Annotated in this window: 18 protein-coding genes; 16 read left to right on the top strand and 2 right to left on the bottom strand. The window is 36.5% G+C overall.

The window, feature by feature from the left end; all coding sequences use genetic code 11:
• Positions 1-3: 3 nt before the first annotated feature.
• From recO to RGQ13_RS15260, 4 genes are read left to right on the top strand one after another with little or no spacing between them, the layout of a single operon-like run.
• Positions 4-729: a DNA repair protein RecO gene (gene recO / locus RGQ13_RS15275; protein WP_348390605.1), complete on the top strand. Its 726-nt coding sequence runs from the start codon at positions 4-6 to the stop codon at positions 727-729.
• 17 nt (positions 730-746) lie between these two features.
• A complete protein-coding gene (gene pdxJ / locus RGQ13_RS15270; RefSeq protein ID WP_348390604.1) occupies positions 747-1,490 on the top strand; it encodes a pyridoxine 5'-phosphate synthase in 744 nt (247 codons plus the stop codon).
• Positions 1,491-1,528: 38 nt separating this feature from the next.
• The gene (acpS, locus tag RGQ13_RS15265; protein WP_348390603.1) at positions 1,529-1,909 is read left to right on the top strand and encodes a holo-ACP synthase; all 381 of its coding nucleotides are present in this window, start codon (positions 1,529-1,531) and stop codon (positions 1,907-1,909) included.
• A 20-nt stretch (positions 1,910-1,929) separates the two neighbouring features.
• Positions 1,930-3,162 carry a glycosyltransferase gene (locus tag RGQ13_RS15260; RefSeq protein WP_348390602.1) on the top strand — a complete coding sequence of 411 codons (1,233 nt, stop codon included), beginning with the start codon at positions 1,930-1,932 and terminating at the stop codon, positions 3,160-3,162.
• A gap of 260 nt (positions 3,163-3,422) precedes the next feature.
• Here RGQ13_RS15260 and barA read toward each other — a convergent pair whose 3' ends face one another.
• Positions 3,423-6,212, bottom strand: coding sequence for a two-component sensor histidine kinase BarA (gene barA / locus RGQ13_RS15255; protein WP_348390601.1), 2,790 nt, complete (start codon positions 6,210-6,212; stop codon positions 3,423-3,425).
• Positions 6,213-6,305: 93 nt separating this feature from the next.
• Here barA and rlmD point away from each other — a divergent pair, with 93 nt between their 5' ends.
• Genes rlmD through RGQ13_RS15235 form a run of 4 tightly spaced genes read left to right on the top strand, consistent with a single transcriptional unit; the run spans position 6,306 to position 11,351 of the window.
• Positions 6,306-7,640 (top strand): 23S rRNA (uracil(1939)-C(5))-methyltransferase RlmD, encoded by a 1,335-nt coding sequence (rlmD, locus tag RGQ13_RS15250; RefSeq protein WP_348390600.1) that lies wholly within the window; start codon positions 6,306-6,308, stop codon positions 7,638-7,640.
• Between the two features lie 55 nt (positions 7,641-7,695).
• Positions 7,696-9,891 carry a GTP diphosphokinase gene (gene relA / locus RGQ13_RS15245; protein WP_348390599.1) on the top strand — a complete coding sequence of 732 codons (2,196 nt, stop codon included), beginning with the start codon at positions 7,696-7,698 and terminating at the stop codon, positions 9,889-9,891.
• A gap of 32 nt (positions 9,892-9,923) precedes the next feature.
• Complete coding sequence (mazG, locus tag RGQ13_RS15240; protein WP_348390598.1) at positions 9,924-10,730, top strand: nucleoside triphosphate pyrophosphohydrolase; 807 nt, start codon at positions 9,924-9,926, stop codon at positions 10,728-10,730.
• 9 nt (positions 10,731-10,739) lie between these two features.
• Complete coding sequence (locus RGQ13_RS15235; RefSeq protein ID WP_348390597.1) at positions 10,740-11,351, top strand: hypothetical protein; 612 nt, start codon at positions 10,740-10,742, stop codon at positions 11,349-11,351.
• 31 nt (positions 11,352-11,382) lie between these two features.
• Here the strand turns inward: RGQ13_RS15235 and RGQ13_RS15230 are convergent, their stop codons facing one another.
• Entirely contained in the window at positions 11,383-11,802 is a 420-nt protein-coding gene (locus RGQ13_RS15230; protein WP_348390596.1) for a secondary thiamine-phosphate synthase enzyme YjbQ, read from the bottom strand.
• Positions 11,803-12,028: 226 nt separating this feature from the next.
• Here RGQ13_RS15230 and RGQ13_RS15225 point away from each other — a divergent pair, with 226 nt between their 5' ends.
• From RGQ13_RS15225 to surE, 8 genes are all read left to right on the top strand, one after another.
• Positions 12,029-13,666: a CTP synthase gene (locus RGQ13_RS15225; RefSeq protein WP_348390595.1), complete on the top strand. Its 1,638-nt coding sequence runs from the start codon at positions 12,029-12,031 to the stop codon at positions 13,664-13,666.
• A 214-nt stretch (positions 13,667-13,880) separates the two neighbouring features.
• Positions 13,881-15,179, top strand: coding sequence for a phosphopyruvate hydratase (gene eno / locus RGQ13_RS15220; RefSeq protein WP_348390594.1), 1,299 nt, complete (start codon positions 13,881-13,883; stop codon positions 15,177-15,179).
• A 158-nt stretch (positions 15,180-15,337) separates the two neighbouring features.
• A complete protein-coding gene (locus RGQ13_RS15215; protein ID WP_348390593.1) occupies positions 15,338-15,982 on the top strand; it encodes a hypothetical protein in 645 nt (214 codons plus the stop codon).
• 98 nt (positions 15,983-16,080) lie between these two features.
• Positions 16,081-16,359, top strand: coding sequence for a cell division protein FtsB (gene ftsB, locus RGQ13_RS15210; protein WP_348390592.1), 279 nt, complete (start codon positions 16,081-16,083; stop codon positions 16,357-16,359).
• Positions 16,360-16,361: 2 nt separating this feature from the next.
• Positions 16,362-17,069, top strand: coding sequence for a 2-C-methyl-D-erythritol 4-phosphate cytidylyltransferase (gene ispD, locus RGQ13_RS15205; protein WP_348390591.1), 708 nt, complete (start codon positions 16,362-16,364; stop codon positions 17,067-17,069).
• Positions 17,060-17,557 (top strand): 2-C-methyl-D-erythritol 2,4-cyclodiphosphate synthase, encoded by a 498-nt coding sequence (ispF, locus tag RGQ13_RS15200; protein ID WP_348390590.1) that lies wholly within the window; start codon positions 17,060-17,062, stop codon positions 17,555-17,557. Before ispD ends, ispF begins: the two co-directional genes overlap by 10 nt.
• Positions 17,550-18,602 (top strand): tRNA pseudouridine(13) synthase TruD, encoded by a 1,053-nt coding sequence (gene truD, locus RGQ13_RS15195; protein WP_348390589.1) that lies wholly within the window; start codon positions 17,550-17,552, stop codon positions 18,600-18,602. Before ispF ends, truD begins: the two co-directional genes overlap by 8 nt.
• Positions 18,603-18,617: 15 nt before the next feature.
• Positions 18,618-19,370 carry a 5'/3'-nucleotidase SurE gene (gene surE, locus RGQ13_RS15190; protein WP_348390588.1) on the top strand — a complete coding sequence of 251 codons (753 nt, stop codon included), beginning with the start codon at positions 18,618-18,620 and terminating at the stop codon, positions 19,368-19,370.
• The last annotated feature ends 1 nt before the right edge of the window (position 19,371 follow it).

Below are 19,371 nucleotides of genomic sequence, written 5' to 3'. Positions count from 1 at the left end.
ATCATGGCAGTCAATAAGGACATTAACTTACAACAGGCATATCTTCTGCATTCCAGGCCTTACCGTGATAACAGCCTGCTAGTTAATTTACTTACTGAGCAAAATGGCCATGTTAGTGCTGTTGTTTATGTTGGCAAAGGTAAAAAATCAAATAAAAAAGGGCTATTGCAGCCCTTTGCTAATTTGCAGATTGAAATAAAAGGTAAGAATGATTTAAAAAACTTATCTAGAATTGAACATGCTGACAAAAGTATGCAACTTAGTGGTAATTACTTATATAGCGGTTTCTATCTCAATGAGCTTATGGTTCGTCTTCTTCCTGAAAATATTCCACTAGAAAATCTATTTAGTCTTTACCAAAATAGCCTTACACAATTGTTGAAACAAAATACATTAGAGCCTTTGCTACGACGTTTTGAAATGAGTTTACTGGCAGAGTTAGGTTTGTCATTAGATTTTTCAGAGCTTTCATCGCCACCATTAGATGTTAATGAACCTTATTGTGAAGATGTTTATTTTATTCAGGAACAAGGTTTTGTTAGTGCAGATTACCAATGTAATTTACCCAGTTATAAGCGCTCACATTTAATTACTATTGGTGATGGAAAATTAGAACAAGCCGAAGTATTATTAACTTGTAAGCGCTTGATGCGACAAGTATTAAAAAACTATTTAGGCAATAAACCGTTAAATAGTCGAAAACTTTTTATCAATAAACTAGCTAGATAAGTAATAAAGGAATTTTTATGAGTGATATTTTATTAGGTGTAAATGTTGACCATATTGCAACTTTACGCCAGGCGCGTGGCACAACGTACCCTGATCCTGCGCATGCAGCGTCGGTTGCCGAACATGCTGGTGCTGACGGTATCACTATACATTTGCGCGAAGACCGTCGCCATATAAACGATCGTGATGTTGAAGTTATGGCAAAAACCATACAGTCAAGAATGAATTTAGAGATGGCCGTTACTAATGAAATGTTGGATATTGCCTGTCGAATAAAACCGGTATTTTGCTGTTTGGTACCAGAGAAACGTGAAGAACTCACTACTGAAGGTGGCTTAGATGTAGCAGGACAAATGGATAAAGTTTCTGATGCCGTAGGACGGTTAGCCGATGCTGGTATTTTAGTTAGTTTATTTATTGATGCTGATCCAATACAAATAGAAGCAGCAAAAGCATCCGGTGCACCTTTTATTGAAATTCATACTGGTCATTATGCTGACGCAACTACTGAAGATGATCAGTTAAAAGAATTAGCTCGTTTAACTGACGGAATAAAATATGCCGACAGTTTAGGTTTAAAGGTAAATGCGGGCCATGGATTGAATTACTTTAATGTAAAGCCTATTGCAGCTATAGGTGAAATTATTGAATTGAATATCGGCCATGCAATTATCGCACGTGCCGCTATTGATGGATTGGATACAGCTGTTCGTGATATGAAACGATTGATGGTTGAAGCTAGACAAACAGCTAAAAGCTAGAAAGTATAAGCTAGGGCTAGAAAGCAAATAAGGTAAGTATGTCGGTCGTAGGAATTGGTAACGATATTGTTGAAATCAGTCGTATTGCAAATATGGCTGAGAAGGCACGTACGCGTTTGGCGTTACGAGTTCTAACTCCTCGAGAACATGCCCATTACCTTACTTTAAAGCAACCGGAGCGGTTTTTGGCGAAACGCTGGGCCGGTAAAGAGGCTGCCGCAAAAGCGTTAGGCCGCGGAATTGCCGATGGCATTTCTTTTCAAAATTTTGACATTATAAGTTTACCTACCGGTCAACCGACGCTTGAGATTTCTGGTAGAGCTCTCGAAATAGCCAACACTCTAAACGCTAGTTCATGGCACATTAGTTTATCTGATGAGCGAGAATATGCTCTAGCGTTTGTCGTTTTATCTAATTAGTACACCCTCGGCAATATATTATGAAAAAAGTATTAGTGATCGGTTATGTATGGCCAGAACCAAATTCATCGGCTGCAGGCAGTCATATGATGTCAATATTGCGTTTATATAAACAGCAAGGCTGGCAGGTTGAATTTGCAACTCCAGCACAAAAAACTGAGCATATGATCGACTTAGCGAATGAAGGTATTTCGAGTCAAACGATCACTTTGAACTGTGACTCTTTTGATGCCTACATAACTGAATACCAACCTGATATTGTTATGTTTGACCGTTTTATGATGGAAGAGCAATTTGGTTGGCGGGTTGAAAAAAGTTGCCCAGCGGCTTTAAAAATATTAGATACAGAAGACTTACAATGTTTGCGTAATGCCCGTCACCAAGCACTTAAGGCGAATAAAGAGTTAAATAATTCTTTATTATTTAGCGATTTAGCTAAACGTGAAATCGCTGCAATTTTACGTTGTGATATTTCATTAATTATTTCTAGTTTTGAAATAGATTTATTACTGAATACTTTTAACATTGATGCTCAGTTATTACACTATTTACCATTTATGGTTGATCTTAGTACACTGCCTCAAAATACTTTAGCCTACGCAGAACGCAAAAATTTTATGACTATTGGTAATTTCCGTCATGCGCCAAATTGGGATTCAGTTCTTTATTTGCAAACCATATGGCCATTGATCAGAAAACAATTACCAGAAGCAGAGTTACATATTTATGGCTCTTACCCTCCTCCAAAAGCTACTGCACTAAGTAATCCTAAAACAGGCTTTATTATTAAAGGTTGGTGCGACAATGCATCTTTGGTCATGGAGCAAGCTCGTGTATGTTTAGCACCTATTAGATTTGGTGCAGGTATCAAAGGCAAGCTATTAGACGCCATGAAGATGCAAACACCTAGTATTACCACATCGGTTGGTAGTGAAGGCATGTATAAAGATAAGGCATGGCCAGGAGTTATTATTGATGACGTAAATGGTTTTGCTAATGCTGCTGTTGATTTATATAACAATGAAACTACATGGCAGCATGCTCAAAATGACTCTCACAGCTTACTTACTTCCACTTATGATAGCGTGGCATTGGGTAGGGCGCTAATTAAGAAAATAGCAGAAACCGAGCAAAAGCTAATTGCGCACCGCTTAAAAAACTTTACCGGCGCGATGTTAAAACACCACTCAATGGCGAGTACAAAATATATGTCACAATGGATTGCAGCTAAAAATTTAAATCAAGAGTCGTAATATTACTTTAGTTTCTAATACGCTGCGCTTCGATAGCTATTTCGTGATTCGTTACTGTATAAAATATATCCGTGATTCATACTCTTGACACATATAATACCAAGTCCATTAATTATCTGCTCATTTTTACTTGTTAAAATGAATAACTACTGCGTTATAAAATCTTTAAGTAGAATAACTACTTATAAAATTTTATGCCTTGTATTTATCCCTTTTTCCTCACTAAAAAGCAGAACACATAATTAATGGAATTGGTATAACTAATAAATTGCTTGAATATATTCTAGATATTCATCTGAGTTTTCTAACACTGCATCAATTTCATCAAATAATTCAAAAAACTCAGGCTCAAGAATTTCTAGAGTCGATTGCTGTTTTATTTGAGATTCTATGCTTTTAACAATTCTTTCTAGTCTAGGCACGCCAACATAACAACAAGCACCATTTAATTTATGAACCAAAGCACTGGTCGTCGATAAATCTTCCAGGCGGATGTTATTCTGTAAAGCTACTTTCATTTCTGGTAATGATTGAATTAGCATAGTGAACATTTCAAGGGCTAAATCAATTTTATTGGCTGAGCGATTTAATGATAAATTCCAGTCATAAATTCCGTTAAAAGTATCGGGCAGAGTTGTTTTCTTATCAATGTAAGTGACATTTTGTTTATTTTTAATTGGGCTGAGGTTTTCTATACCTGAATGATCAAGAAGTATATTTTCTAACAATGATTCATCAATTGGTTTGGCTAAATAAGCATTAAAGCCCTCTCTAATAAATTTCTCTTTCTCACCAGGTAATGCGTGCGCAGTAACTGCTGTTATACAAGTGTCTACATTTAGTGAGTCTTCTTTGATCTTTTTCATCGCTGAAATGCCATCCATTACCGGCATTTGAATATCCATTAAAATTAAATCAAATTTCTCCTGACGACACAAATTGAATGCTTCACGACCATCTTTTGCTAACTTTACCGAAATTACTTTTTGGCTGAGCAAGCTATTAATTAGCTTCAGGTTTGCTTCGTTGTCATCGACAGCAAGCACCGATAAGGGGAGCTTTTCAATAATGTTTTTCTTATTGTCATCTGTTATGGCTTCAATTTGACTACTTTTTACCAACATTGTATTTTTCAAATTCTTGTTGGTGATTGGTTTATTTATGCAAGATTGTGCGCCTGATTTAATAAATGTTTCTTTAAGACTTAGAGAATTACTGTTTATGGCGATTATTACTTTTTCAGATTTTGCTGATAAAGTCTGAATAAGCTTTTGAATATCAGGTATATTTGTAGTTGTTACTTGTTGACCGATTAATGCATAGTCGAAATGTTGATTTAACTGTGAATCACTTAAATGAGTCATATCTTCTGCACTAGTGGTTTGCATATTCCAATGATTTAAAATTGCTTCGGTGGCTTTCCTACTATGGTTATTTTTCTCAATATATAAAATTGATTTATGTTCAAGTTCAAATGGTTCAATAATATTATCAACCGGTAATTGATTAAGCTCAGTTTTAAAAGTAAAGATGAAACTTGAACCTTTATGAGGTTGGCTAGTAAATGTAATATCACCCCCCATTTCATTTGCTAATCGTTTAGCAATAACCAACCCTAATCCTGTACCACCATATAAACGTGTAATGCTTTTATCTGCCTGCGAAAAGGCTTCAAACAAAGTTTCTTCTTGTTTACTACTTATACCTATTCCCGTATCAGTAACTTTGAAAGAGATCATAATATCTGAGTTATCTTCTATCTCATAATCCACATCTACTTTAATAAACCCTTGATCAGTAAATTTAATCGCATTACCTAATAAATTGATTATCACTTGTTTAACTCGTAATGAATCGCCAATTAAAGAGTTGGGCAAATGCGGTTTTATGTTTAGCGATAACTCTAGGTTTTTACTATGTGCTGCAGCGGAAACTAAAATAATGGCTTCATCTATACTGTCTCTAAAACCAAACGGAATATGCTCAATTGCCATTCTGCCTGAGTCTAGCTTTGAAAAGTCAAGAATGTCGTTGATTATTGATAGCAAATTATTAGCTGAATTATCGATTGTACCGAGGTACTCACGTTGAGTTTCAGTCAGTGGAGTTTTTAGTATTTGTCTGGTGAACCCGATGACACCATTAAGTGGAGTTCGCAGCTCGTGACTCATATTGGCCAAGAACTCAGATTTCACTCGGTTAGCATCTTGGGCTTTCCTTTTTGCTAGGTCTAATTGTACATTTTGAATTTCGAATTGCTCTAAAGCAGCACGTAGATCTCTTGTTGCTTGATCAATGTTAGATTCTAAATCCAGTTGGTAATCTTCAATAGCTTGCGCCATATTATTGATACCAATTCGCAGGATATCTAATTCACCTTCAAATGGATCATCTATACGTGCGCCTAATACACCTTGACGAATTTGTAACACAATATCATTCATTTCCTTAACTGGACCGGAAATAATTAATACCAACCTATTGGCAAAGTTAGATGATAAAAAAACACCAAAAAAGACAGTGGATAGTACAATTAAGATGATCATTTGTTTATCGAATAATGTACCAGCTTTGCTTATTTCAATAACAAAGTAACCGTAATACTTTTTTTGTTGTTTATTATCTTTGTCTACAAGACCTACAACAATTACGGGGTTGTATATAATAAAAGTGCCCGCTGTTTCTTTTACAATTGGTGCATTTAATTGAGTAACATCATCTAGTCTATAATCAGGATAATTATTGGCGACATTATTGTTGTACAAATTATTATTGGCGTGATCGAATAAAAGTAAAGTAAGAACTTCTGATGAATTAACTCCATAGATGTAGTCAAGGTATAGTTCTAAATTACCTTGGTTTTTAGCTGTTATATTGTTTGCGACACTTACAGACATCGTTTCAGCAATATTTTTGCTTTTATTAATTAAGACATTGTCTACTTCTGCTACGCGAGTTAGAGCAAAATAAACACCTAAAATTGTGCCAATTATTAATGTTGGTAAAACAGCAAATAAAATAACCCAGTCCTTGATAGTTATTTTGATCATAATTAAGCTCTTATTCGTGTTAAAATTATTTTTTTAGGTCTTTTTCAATAATGGCACTTTTTTAATGAAACTTGTAGAGTAACTGGATAATAAATGGTTAATTTTTATAAACCCAAAGCTGTAAATAAAAATCTGAATCAGCAGTTAACTGTTGAGATTAACAGTCTAGATATGAACGGTGATGGTGTTGCGCGTCAGGGTAAGAAGCCTATTTTTGTTGAGTCGGCACTGCCAGGTGAAACCGTAGAAATTAAAGTAACAGAAGAAAAGTCAAAATATTTACGAGCTAAAACAAAAAAAGTATTAGTTGTTGCTACTAATAGAGTTACACCTATCTGCAAGCACTTCTATCAATGTGGAGGTTGTGATTTACAGCATTTAGACTACGAAGGTCAGCTAGCCTTTAAGCAGCAGAAAATAAGTGATTTATTTCACCGAAACAGTAATATTGAGCATTTGCCTTGGCAACCCGCGCTACATGCTGATATTTGGCATTACCGCCGTAAAGCAAGAATTGGTGTTCAATACAATAAATTAAACGAAGCCACAGTTGGTTTTCGTCAAAAAAGTTCTAATGTGTTAACACCAATTAAAAGATGCCCGGTACTGCCAGAGACTTTTGCTGATGAGTTTTCAGATTTTGTAGCTCTAATAAACAGTTTTAGTAGCAAACAAGCTATTTCACATATTGAGGTTATTAAGGCTGAAGTATCAGTAGTTATTTTTAGACAAGTAAGAAAGCTAAGTAATAATGACAAGCAGAAATTACACAACTTTAATTTGCACAAACCATACCAAGTAGCGCTTCAACAAGATGATGGTTTACATTTTCTCGAACCGCAGAATGATAATTACTTAAGTTACAAAGTAAGTGGTTGTGAATTACAATTTACTACTACAGATTTTGTGCAAGTTAATATAAATTTAAATGCCAAAATGGTTAACCAAGCAATTCAATGGTTAGAACTCGATGCGAATGATAATGTTCTCGATTTATTTTGTGGACTTGGTAATTTCAGTTTACCGATTGCTAAGCGAGTTAATGCCATTGTTGGCGTAGAAGGCGTACAAGATATGGTTGACCGAGCTGCAATGAATGCTCAATCTAACCAATTATCTAACTGCCAATTTTATCAAGCAGACTTAAATGCCGAAAATAATGATTGGCCTTGGTTAAATGCAAATAATGAAAATATAATTAACAAAGTTGTATTAGATCCAGCGAGAGCTGGTGCATATAATGCGGTAAAAAACATTGTAGAACTTAATGTGAAAACTGTACTTTATGTTTCCTGCGATGCCGCTACTATGGCGAGAGACACGAAAATATTACTTGATAACGGCTTTACCCTAAGCAAGATATGCTTAATGGATATGTTTAGTCAAACCAGACATGTTGAGACAATGGCTTTGTTTGTACGCCCTTAGGCTATAGCAATTTTACTTTATTGTTTTATTTTAAAAAACTTAGATAGGAAAACTCATGGTTTCAGTGAGGAAATCTCACCAGCTTTCAACCGAGAATTTTGATACTTGGTTGGCAGAGTTAGATATTAATGAACAAAAACATAAGGCCCTAGAGGAATTGTGGCTTAGATTACATGTTCATTTTAATGAAAATTTATTGTGCCAACAAAAAGCCTTAGAGATGGTAGAAATTCTAGCCGGTTTGAATATGGACAAAGATTCATTATCAGCAGCAATGATTGTGCCTTTAATCGAGACCGACATAATAGGTTTAGATCTAATCGAGGAAACCTATGGCAAAGCAATTTACACCTTGGTAAAAGGCGTAAATCAAATGGATGCAATTCGCAGCTTACAGCAACCTAACGGGGCTCAATTAGCCAGTGGTCAAATTGATAATCTCCGTAAAATGTTACTATCCATGGTTGAAGATGTTCGTGCCGTAGTAATTAAATTGGCTGAGCGAGTATGTAATTTACGTTTTGTTAAAACTGCCGATGAAGAAAGTAGGGTGCTAGCAGCCAAAGAAAGCGCTAGCATTTATGCTCCTTTAGCCAACCGATTAGGCATAGGACAATTAAAATGGGAACTTGAAGATATCTCATTTCGTTATTTGCATCCTAATACTTATAAAAAAATTGCCAAGCTACTTGATGATAAGCGCTTAGTTCGTGAACAGTATATGAGTGACTTTGTTGAAAATATCCAACGACAATTAGATCTGTTAAACATAAAGGGCAATGTTTATGGTCGCCCAAAACATATCTACAGTATCTGGAAAAAAATGCAGCAAAAGTCATTAGACTTTGATCAACTGTTTGATGTTAGAGCAATTCGTGTTGTGGTAGATGAATTGCAAGACTGTTACGGTGCCTTAGGAGTAGTTCATACTAGCTGGAAGCACCTTGCAAGTGAGTTTGATGATTATGTTGCCACTCCTAAACCTAATGGCTATCAATCTATACATACTGTTGTGCTAGGTCCAGAGGGGAAATCAGTCGAAGTGCAAATTCGTACTCAGCAAATGCACGATGATGCTGAGTTGGGAGTCGCCGCGCATTGGCGTTATAAGGAAGGAAACGCTAGTGGCAAAGCAGGAAGTTTTGATGAAAAAGTAAATTGGTTACGTAAACTATTGCAATGGCAAGAAGATGTTTCTGGCTCAGAAGAGCTGGTTGATGAACTGCGTAATGAGGTATTTGAAGATAGAATTTATGTTTTCACACCTAATGGCGATGTTATTGATATGCCTAATGGCTCTACGCCGTTAGATTTTGCTTACTATATACACTCTAATGTAGGGCATTGTTGTATTGGTGCGAAGGTTGCCGGACGAATAGTCCCGTTTACATATAAATTAAAGACCGGTGAGCAATTAGAGATATTAACTAGCAAACAACCAAATCCTAGCCGGGACTGGTTAAACCCCGGGTTAGGTTATTTACACAGCTCTCGCTCTCGTTCTAAAGTACAGGCATTTTTCAAACATCTAGACAAAGATAAACACGTTCAAGCAGGTAAAGAGACCTTAGAGCTTGAATTACAACGTCATGAACTTGGAGATATTGATTTTAATCCAATTTTAAAACGCTTTAATGTAAATAATCTTAACGATTTATATGCGGTAATTGGCAGTGGCCAAGTTAAAGTTTTACAGGTCGTACACCAACTTCAATTTCAACTTGATAAGCTAAAACCTGCGGCTGAAATAGATCCTAAAATGGTGATCCGCCAACAAACTGAAAAGCAGCAGGTGGATAGCAATGGCATCACCGTTTCAGGTGTAGGTAATTTACTCACTCACATGGCCAAGTGCTGTCAGCCAGTGCCTGGAGATAATATTCAAGGGTTTATTACCCAAGGCCGTGGAATATCGGTCCATCGAAGTGATTGTGAGCAACTGCAAAATTCTTTGAAGCATTCGCCTGAGCGAGTAGTTGACGTGCAATGGGGTGATAAAATTCAGCAAAACTATCAAGTCGCAATTCAAATATCCGCTGGTGACCGACAAGGTCTGCTACGAGATGTTACGACCATTATTGCTAATGAAAAAGTAAATGTGTTGGATATGTCATCTCGTATGGACAACAAGCACCGTGTATATATCATGCAATTTAAATTGGAGCTTGCCAGCGCGCAAGTTTTAGAACGACTTGTAAGTAAAATTGATCAACTTGATGATGTAATTAGTGTGAAGCGTCTTCGCAGTTAGTTAAAATTGCTAATAACAATAATGGAGTTTTAATGTTAAACAGTCCTGCTTCAATTGAGAAACTAGTTTGGATCATGAGTCAGCTGAGAGATCCGGTTAAAGGTTGTCCTTGGGATCTCAAGCAAAGCTTTCAAACAGTAGTACCTTATACTCTAGAAGAAGCGTTTGAAGTTGCCGAAGCAATTGAATGTAATGACTTCGAGGAACTTGAGAAAGAACTTGGTGACTTGTTATTTCAAGTCGTTTTTTATGCCCAATTAGGTAAAGAAGAACAAAGGTTTAATTTTGCCGATGTAGTTAGTGCCATTTGTGAAAAGCTCATTCGCCGTCACCCGCATGTATTCTCTAATTCAGACTTTATATCTGAAGATGAAATAAAAGCTAATTGGGAGAATGAAAAGGCAAAAGAGCGCAATCAAAAAAGCAGAGACAAGAGCAAGCAAACCTCAGTTTTAGATGATATACCTAAAGCGTTACCTGCTTTATCACAAGCTGCAAAAATTCAAAAACGCTGTGCTCATGTTGGCTTTGACTGGGACAATATTGAAGATGTGCTAGCTAAAGTAAAAGAAGAAGTACTCGAAGTTGAAGATGAACTTTTAGCTACTAATGTAAATAATGAATTAGTTGCAGAAGAAATTGGAGACTTGTTATTTGCCGTGGTTAACTTAGCTCGTCATGCAGAGCAAGATCCAGAGCAACTACTTCGCCAAGCAAGTCGGAAATTCACCAAACGTTTTAACTTTATCGAACAATATCATTTTGATAACAGGCTTGATATTAAGCAATCGACTTTAATTGAGCTTGAAGAGCTTTGGCTACAAGCCAAATTAGCATAGGAATTTATTATGAATAAAACAGCAACATTTATTACTCTACTTACCACAACACTAGCAAGTGTAAGCTTTCACTTATCAGCTAATTCTGAAGCACCATTGGTCTCGATTAAAAGCCAAGATGCCTTTTTTAGTAATATAAAACAACATTGTGGTAAAGCATTTGCGGGTAAAGTTACTGTAGATAATTCCTCGTCAGACAGTTTTGCTAATAAAGCACTAATCATGCATGTTAGAAAGTGTACGGACACTGAATTACAAGTGCCTTTTCATGTTGGATCTGACTCATCTCGTACTTGGATAATAACTAAAACAGGCAGTGGTTTGTCGTTAAAACATGATCATCGTCACAAAGATGGCAGCAGTGATGTTTCCACTATGTATGGCGGTCATACATTGGACGCGGGGTGGGCGCAAGTGCAATCATTTCCAGCTGATCAATATTCAAAAGAATTGTTTGTCAGTCAAGGTATTCCACAATCTAATGGCAATACATGGCAAATGTATATATATCCAAAGCAATTTACCTACCGAATGGTTAGAGAAGGGCGCGAGTTTAGAGTTGATTTTGATTTAACTAAACCTATTACTCCACCAAGTGCACCTTGGGGTTATAAAGACTAATAAAAATAGCAACGATGCTTTCAGAACATAATCATTCACCATGTAATGTTGCAATGACCCTTCGTTGCGACGCGTGATTTCGGTGCTCACACAGATAAACTCCTTGCCATGTCCCCAAAGCTAATTGGCCATTTGAGATTGGAATGGTTAATTGGCATCCTAAAGTTGAGCATTTAATATGTGCAGGCATGTCATCTGAGCCTTCATAATCATGCTGGTAGTAGAGGGCATTTTCTGGAACGAATTTATTAAAGTGTCGCTCTAAGTCTCCAAGAACTGTAGGATCGGCATTTTCATTTATTGTTAAAGATGCTGAAGTATGCTGCAAAAATAAATGTAGTAAACCGGCTTCTATATTTTTAATTTGCAGCAGTTGGCCATTTATTTCATCATCAATTAAATGAAAACCTCGGCTTTTCGCCTTAAGTATAATTTGTTGTTGATACCACATAAGCCCCTTCATTTAAGTTGGATTATTGTAAAAAATCACTAATTTTTATTATATTAATCTTATAGCAAAATTATATAGATATAGGTATAAAATCTTTATTGTTGAAAGGCTTCTCTTTTGCTACAATATCGCCCCGTCCTGCTACACTTGTAGCGAAAGTAAATTTATACGTTAAATCTACTTAAAATAAACAATTTTCTGTTAATTCCATAGTTCTGGGTTCCAAATGACAACAAGATATATTTTTGTAACTGGTGGTGTTGTATCATCCCTTGGTAAAGGTATTGCTGCTGCCTCAATGGCTGCAATTTTAGAAGCCCGTGGCTTAAAAGTAACCATGCTAAAACTTGATCCGTATATTAACGTTGATCCAGGTACCATGAGTCCTATTCAGCATGGTGAAGTATTTGTTACTGAAGACGGTGCTGAAACCGATCTAGATCTAGGCCATTACGAACGTTTTATTCGTACCAAAATGTCTAAGAAAAATAACTTTACAACTGGCCGTATTTATCAAGGCATTCTAGCTCGTGAGCGCAGAGGTGAATTCCTTGGTGCAACTATTCAAGTTATCCCACATATTACTAACGACATTAAACGTCGAGTAATTGAAGGTGCTGAAGGATACGATGTTGCTATGGTTGAGATTGGTGGTACGGTTGGTGATATCGAATCACAACCTTTCCTTGAAGCTATCCGTCAATTAGGTGTTGAGGTAGGCCGTGAACGTGCCATGTACATGCACTTAACGCTGGTTCCTTATTTAGCTGCTTCAGGTGAAATTAAAACGAAACCAACTCAGCATTCAGTAAAAGAATTACGCTCAATTGGTATTTTTGCTGACATTCTTGTATGTCGTAGTGAAAGACCTATTCCTGCAAATGAAAAAGCTAAAATTGCTTTATTTTGTAATGTTGAAGAAAAAGCCGTAGTCACAATGCGTGACGTTGACAGTATTTATAAAATCCCGGCAATGCTTGTGGCTCAAGGTACTGATGAAATCGTCTGTAAACGTTTTGGTATTGATGCGCCAGTAGCTGATTTACATGAATGGGAAACAGTCCTATTTAAAGAAGCTAACCCTATGGGTGAAGTAACCATCGGTATGGTAGGTAAGTACATTGAACTACCAGATGCTTATAAATCAGTAAATGAAGCATTAAAACATGCGGGTATTCAAAACCAATTAACCGTTAATATTAAGTATATTGATTCTCAAAATGTAGAATCAAAGGGCGAAGAAGCATTACAAGGTGTTGACGCGTTACTAGTACCAGGTGGATTTGGTGAACGTGGTGTTGAAGGTAAAATCGCTACAGCAAAATATGCTCGTGAAAATAACATTCCTTACTTTGGTATTTGTTTAGGTATGCAAGTGGCGTTAATAGAGTATGCGCGTAACGTTGCTAATATGGCTGATGCACATTCAACGGAGTTTGATGCTAAATCTGAACACCCTGTTGTAGGTCTTATTGAAGAATGGTTAGACGAAGATGGCCAAATTGAGATGCGAGATAGTAACTCAGATCTTGGCGGAACTATGCGCTTAGGCTCTCAACAATGTCACCTAATTAAAGGTACAAAAGCTGAAGAGATCTATGGCAGTACCAGCGTATTTGAACGTCATCGTCATCGTTATGAAGTTAATAATAACTTCCGAGAGCAATTATCTGATGCCGGTTTAGTTTTCTCTGGCTTATCTGCTGATAAAAAATTAGTTGAAATGATTGAGATACCAGAGCACATTTGGTTTGTTGCTGGTCAGTTCCACCCTGAGTTTAATTCAACTCCTCGTGATGGACACCCATTATTTGAAAGTTTTGTTGCTGCCGCATTTGAGCATCAAAAACTGCAAGAAAAATAACTACGATATAAAGCCGCGATATATTATGCGGCTTTATTGTTTTTATAGCTTTGTTTGTTAGATGTAAACTGTTGCTTAAAAGGTGATCAGTTAGATGAAAAAAAACATTTTTCGAACAGGTGAAATTTAAAAGATTTTTGTCTTTTTTCTATTTACTATACGGCTATTACTTACAAAATTACTATCTATTAAAATTTATAACATTGAGGTTTATATGTCTGCAATTGCAAAAATCATCGCTCGTGAAATCATGGATTCACGCGGTAACCCAACAGTAGAAGTTGATGTGCGTTTAGCGTCAGGTGCTTTTGGCCGTGCTTGTGCTCCATCTGGCGCATCAACAGGCTCTCGAGAAGCACTAGAGTTACGTGATGGTGATAAATCTCGTTACTTAGGTAAAGGTGTATTAAAAGCAGTTGCAGCGGTAAATAATGAAATCGCCAGCGCTTTAACTGGTAAAAGTGCTTTAGCACAAAGCGAAATCGATCAACTGATGATTGACCTTGATGGTACTGAAAACAAAGAAACATTTGGTGCTAACGCTATTCTTGCAGTATCACTGGCAGTTGCTAAAGCTGCTGCGGTAGATAAAGGTGTTGAACTATATGAGCACATTGCTGATTTAAATGGCACTCCAGGCGTTTACAGCTTGCCAGTACCTATGATGAACATCATCAATGGTGGTGAACATGCTGATAATAACGTTGATATTCAAGAATTCATGATTCAACCTGTTGGTGCAGCAAATTTTAGCGAAGCATTACGAATGGGTGCTGAAGTATTCCATGCCCTTAAAAAAGTTTTATCAGCTAAAGGCTTAAATACTGCTGTTGGTGATGAAGGTGGTTTTGCTCCTGATTTAGCATCTAATGCTGATGCATTAGCTGTTATTAAAGAAGCAATTGCAGCATCAGGTTATGTGCTAGATAAAGATATTACTTTAGCAATGGATTGTGCCGCTTCTGAATTTTATGATGCAGACAAAGGTATTTACGATCTTAAAGGTGAAGGTAAGCAATTTACTTCTAATCAATTTTCTGATTTCTTGGCAGAACTTTGTAAAGAATACCCAATTGTTTCAATTGAAGATGGCTTAGACGAATCTGACTGGGATGGCTTTAAATATCAAACTGATTTACTTGGTGACAAGGTACAAATTGTTGGTGATGACTTATTTGTAACCAATACTAAAATTCTAAAACGTGGTATCGATAATGGCATTGCCAATTCAATCCTAATTAAATTTAACCAAATTGGTACTTTAACTGAAACATTAAACGCTATCAAAATGGCTAAAGACGCTGGTTTTACTGCTGTTATCTCTCACCGTAGTGGTGAAACTGAAGATGCGACTATTGCCGATTTAGCGGTAGGTACTGCAGCTGGACAAATTAAAACTGGTTCATTATGTCGTTCAGATCGTGTGTCTAAGTACAATCAACTTCTTCGTATTGAAGAGTTCTTAGGTGATAAGGCTATTTACAATGGCCGTAGCGAAATTAAAGGCCAATAGTAACGTAAAGTTATTATAAGCTTATAAATTAGCAGGTAAAATATTTAAAAGGCTCTTCAATTGAAGAGCCTTTTTCTTTTATAGCTTACGAGTATGGGCTATTATGTGATTAGTTACTATTTAACCTAAATTAGAAGTTATTTTGAGCTGTACTGTAAATGCATGATTTATTATCTGACGCACTGGAGCACTCTACTCAGTTTTCTGAACTGTGTAGCGCTTTGTATGAGCGTGAAATAAACCTGTTAGCAAATGCTCAGTTAAACAGTAAAGAACAAATTCAAGCTCGTTTGAAAAGCTTAAATTATTACGTGAAGCGAACCGCTGGCTCAATGTTAGCTGTGCAAAGCCCACTTTTACTTGATTTGCAAAATGCCAGTTGGACCGAAAAACAATCAAAACAATTACCCATTAAAGAACAAAGTGATGCCGACATTCAAAAATGGTATCAAAGCAATAAACTTTGTTTAGGTTTAGTCGTACCTGTACTGATCAAAGAACGCGAGAAATTTCGTATTATGATTGATTGCATCGACCGGGTAGATGAAGAAAATCAACGATTTAGAACAAATTATTGTGGTTGGTTTTATTTGCATAAATCACCTTCGAATAAATATGAAAATTACACTTTATTAAAGCCTAGCAAAAAAGTGTTCACTGCGGCATGCAGCGGGCATCAGTGGCAGGGCAACAGCCGAACTCAACCTCTCACATTACCACTAAGAGAGTTATTACTTTCTTGCCAAATAAACTGGCGTAATTTGCGTTTGCCAATCTCTTTGAAATCGAGCATTTTTAATTAAAAACATATTAGACTTGCAATAATATTAATGGACTTGTGATCCTTAGTATTTATAATAGTTAGCACAATAATAATTATTATATTTATATATATTCCTTTATGCGAATAATCACTGCTTTGCTGGTGCTTTTTTTAGTATTACTCCAATACCGTCTTTGGTTTGGAAAAAACAGCGTGCCTGATTACCTCGAATTAAAAGAAAGTGTAGCTCGCCAAGTAGAACTCAATAATAAACTTAAGCAAAGAAATAAGCTGATTTATGCTGACATTGATGATCTTAAAAATGGCTTGCAAGCAGTAGAAGAACGGGCTCGTAATGAGCTGGGTATGATTAAAGACGGCGAAACTTTTTTCCGCATTATTCCCACAGAGAATTAACCTTGAATATTAATACAGACTCACTTTATGTTGTTTTACCTGCTGCTGGTATTGGTAAGCGCATGAGTAAAAATATCCCTAAGCAGTACCTTAAAATTAATGGCCGATGTATTATTGAGCACACCATTGAACGGTTGTTATCTCATCCAAGAATTGGCCAAGTAATTGTTGCTCTAGCTGAGCACGATAGTATGTTTTCAACATTAGATATATCTAAAAATTCTCAAGTTAGCACTGTACTTGGCGGTAATGAACGAAGTGACTCTGTGTTGGCTGGCCTTAAAGCTATGCATGAACAAACTTGGGTATTAGTGCATGACGCCGCACGGCCTTGCTTAACCCATGAAGATATTGATGCGTTAATTCATTTTTGTTTTAAACATGATACTGGTGCAATTTTAGCAACTCCAGTTAGAGATACAATGAAACGTAGTCAAACGAATCAACAAATTAAAAGTACCGAAAATCGAAATAACCTTTGGCATGCGCAAACACCGCAAATGTTTAAGCATCAGCAATTAACTCGCTCTATAGAACTAGCTTTACAGTCTGGAGTGGAAATAACTGATGAAGCATCAGCGATGGAGTTTGCCAATGTTGACAGTTTTATTGTTAGCGGCCGAGAAGATAATATTAAAATTACTCGTCCTTCAGATCTAAATTTAGCTGCTTTTATTTTAACTCAGCAAAAGGAAGAAACATGCGCATAGGACATGGTTTTGATGTTCATAAATTTGGTGGCACAGGACCAATAGTATTAGCCGGTGTTAATATAGAATTTGAACATGGCTTTATTGCCCACTCTGATGGTGATGTTGCTATTCATGCATTATGTGATGCCATTTTAGGGGCGTTAGCACTTGCAGATATTGGTAATCATTTTCCTGATACCGATGCGGATTATGAAAACATTTCTAGCCGAATCTTATTACGTCATGTTGTTTCTTTAATGATGGAACGTAATTATAAAATTGGAAATGTAGACATTACCATTGTGGCGCAAGCACCAAAAATCTCACCACACCTATTAGCGATGAGAGAAATTCTTAGTGACGATCTACAAACGCAAATTGGTAATGTAAACGTAAAAGCGACAACAACTGAAAAATTAGGTTTTGAAGGTAGAAAAGAAGGCATCTCTGTACATTCGGTGGTGTTACTTAAACCTGCTTCATTTAAAGGGAGTAGTAATGACTAATGCAGTAACCGAGCTTGCTTATTTGTATGGTAAGCCAAAGAGTTGTGGTGATTTACGCAGTTGTGTTGACGATTTTAAGGTATATGAAATATTGCCTTTTGAGCCAGGTGGCGAAGGTGAACATTTAATCATTCATATTCGCAAAACAGGGGCTAATACTTTATTTGTTGCACGCCAGTTGGCCAAGTACTTTAAAGTGAAAGATGCTTTGGTATCTTACGCGGGATTGAAAGATAGAAATGCCGTCACAGAGCAATTCTTTGGTATTCATCTGCCAGGCAAAACTGAATATGATCTTAGCGATTTAAATATCGAAGGTGTAGAAGTATTATCTTACAAACGTCATAACAAGAAATTGAAAACCGGTGCATTAATTGGTAATCGCTTTGAATTAATGCTTAGAAATATTGATGATATTGAAGACATTAAGCAAAGATGGAATAAAATACTATCTTCAGGCGTTCCAAATTACTTTGGTGAACAGCGCTTTGGCCAACAAGGTAATAACTTAACTGCTGCGAGTGAACTGTTTAATGGTAAAAAAGTAAAAGATAAGAAGAAACGCGGTTTTTATTTGTCGGCTGCAAGGTCATTTTTATTTAATCAATTTGTTAGTGAACGAATTGAAAGCGAGCACTTTTGTTCTTCAATGAATGGCGATGTTTATATGCTCAGTGGTTCGCGCTCTATCTTTTCTCAAGATGAAGTTGATGAAGCGATAACAAAGCGGCTAGCTGAAAAAGATATTAGTATTACTGCGCCGCTTTGGGGATCTGGGGATATAGCGACTTCGAATCAAGCTTTGAATTTTGAGCAAGATTTAGCAAGTAATTATAATGAGTTTTGTCAAGGCTTAGCAAAGTTTGGTTTAAAACAAGAACGCAGAAGTATAAGTTTATTTTTGGAGTCCGGACAATTAGAAGTTATTGATGATGCCATAAAGTTGTCGTTCTTTTTACCTGCGGGCTGTTATGCCACCACTATTTTACGAGAGCTGTTGCAATATACTGATATCTCACAAAGCCATATTGAGCCAAATAACTAACTTAAAGAATTAACGATGAAAATATTAGTCAGTAATGATGATGGGGTAAATGCATTGGGGATCAAGGTTCTTAATGATGAGTTAGCTAGATTTGCTGAAACTTTAGTTATAGCCCCAGATCGAAATTGTAGTGGGGCAAGTAATTCTTTAACCTTGTTAAATCCACTACGAGCAGAAACTTTAGCCAATGGTTTTGTCTCTGTAAATGGTACGCCAACGGATGCTGTACATTTAGGTATAAGTCAAATTTTTGATGGTCAACCCGACTTAGTCGTCGCTGGCATTAACAATGGTGCAAATCTAGGTGATGACGTACTTTATTCTGGAACCGTAGCTGCTGCAACTGAAGGCCGACATATGGGGTTACCTGCTGTTGCTGTTTCTTTAGTCGGGAAAGATCAAAAGCACTACCAAACCGCGGCTATTGTTGCTGCTAAATTTATTAAACGGCTAAAACAACATCCATTACCTAGTGACCAAATTATCAATATTAATGTACCTGATTTACCTTTAGAGCAGTTAAAGGGCGTTAAAGTGACTCGACTAGGCAATAGACATAAAGCCGAAACCATGCGTAAAATGTCAGATCCGTGGAAACGCGATATATATTGGTATGGCACTTTAGGTAATGAATTAGATTGCGGTGAAGGTACTGATTTTCATGCAATCTCTAATGGTTTTGCATCAGTTACGCCATTAACAATAGATATGACTGCTTACAGTAGTATGCAACAAATAACAGATTGGATGAGTGAATTGAGTTTATGAA

This window comes from Thalassotalea psychrophila, assembly GCF_031583595.1.
In the GTDB taxonomy this organism is placed as follows: Bacteria; Pseudomonadota; Gammaproteobacteria; order Enterobacterales; family Alteromonadaceae; genus Thalassotalea_A; species Thalassotalea_A psychrophila.
This window is presented reverse-complemented; position numbering and strand designations above follow the sequence as displayed.

What these genes read in the sequence shown, in the direction of transcription:
- recO (WP_348390605.1), top strand. Translation starts at nt 4, where the DNA reads ATGGCAGTCAATAAGGACATTAACTTACAACAGGCATATCTTCTGCAT.
- pdxJ (WP_348390604.1), top strand. Translation starts at nt 747, where the DNA reads ATGAGTGATATTTTATTAGGTGTAAATGTTGACCATATTGCAACTTTA.
- acpS (WP_348390603.1), top strand. Translation starts at nt 1,529, where the DNA reads ATGTCGGTCGTAGGAATTGGTAACGATATTGTTGAAATCAGTCGTATT.
- RGQ13_RS15260 (WP_348390602.1), top strand. Translation starts at nt 1,930, where the DNA reads ATGAAAAAAGTATTAGTGATCGGTTATGTATGGCCAGAACCAAATTCA.
- barA (WP_348390601.1), bottom strand. Translation starts at nt 6,212, where the DNA reads ATGATCAAAATAACTATCAAGGACTGGGTTATTTTATTTGCTGTTTTA.
- rlmD (WP_348390600.1), top strand. Translation starts at nt 6,306, where the DNA reads ATGGTTAATTTTTATAAACCCAAAGCTGTAAATAAAAATCTGAATCAG.
- relA (WP_348390599.1), top strand. Translation starts at nt 7,696, where the DNA reads ATGGTTTCAGTGAGGAAATCTCACCAGCTTTCAACCGAGAATTTTGAT.
- mazG (WP_348390598.1), top strand. Translation starts at nt 9,924, where the DNA reads ATGTTAAACAGTCCTGCTTCAATTGAGAAACTAGTTTGGATCATGAGT.
- RGQ13_RS15235 (WP_348390597.1), top strand. Translation starts at nt 10,740, where the DNA reads ATGAATAAAACAGCAACATTTATTACTCTACTTACCACAACACTAGCA.
- RGQ13_RS15230 (WP_348390596.1), bottom strand. Translation starts at nt 11,802, where the DNA reads ATGTGGTATCAACAACAAATTATACTTAAGGCGAAAAGCCGAGGTTTT.
- RGQ13_RS15225 (WP_348390595.1), top strand. Translation starts at nt 12,029, where the DNA reads ATGACAACAAGATATATTTTTGTAACTGGTGGTGTTGTATCATCCCTT.
- eno (WP_348390594.1), top strand. Translation starts at nt 13,881, where the DNA reads ATGTCTGCAATTGCAAAAATCATCGCTCGTGAAATCATGGATTCACGC.
- RGQ13_RS15215 (WP_348390593.1), top strand. Translation starts at nt 15,338, where the DNA reads ATGCATGATTTATTATCTGACGCACTGGAGCACTCTACTCAGTTTTCT.
- ftsB (WP_348390592.1), top strand. Translation starts at nt 16,081, where the DNA reads ATGCGAATAATCACTGCTTTGCTGGTGCTTTTTTTAGTATTACTCCAA.
- ispF (WP_348390590.1), top strand. Translation starts at nt 17,060, where the DNA reads ATGCGCATAGGACATGGTTTTGATGTTCATAAATTTGGTGGCACAGGA.
- truD (WP_348390589.1), top strand. Translation starts at nt 17,550, where the DNA reads ATGACTAATGCAGTAACCGAGCTTGCTTATTTGTATGGTAAGCCAAAG.
- surE (WP_348390588.1), top strand. Translation starts at nt 18,618, where the DNA reads ATGAAAATATTAGTCAGTAATGATGATGGGGTAAATGCATTGGGGATC.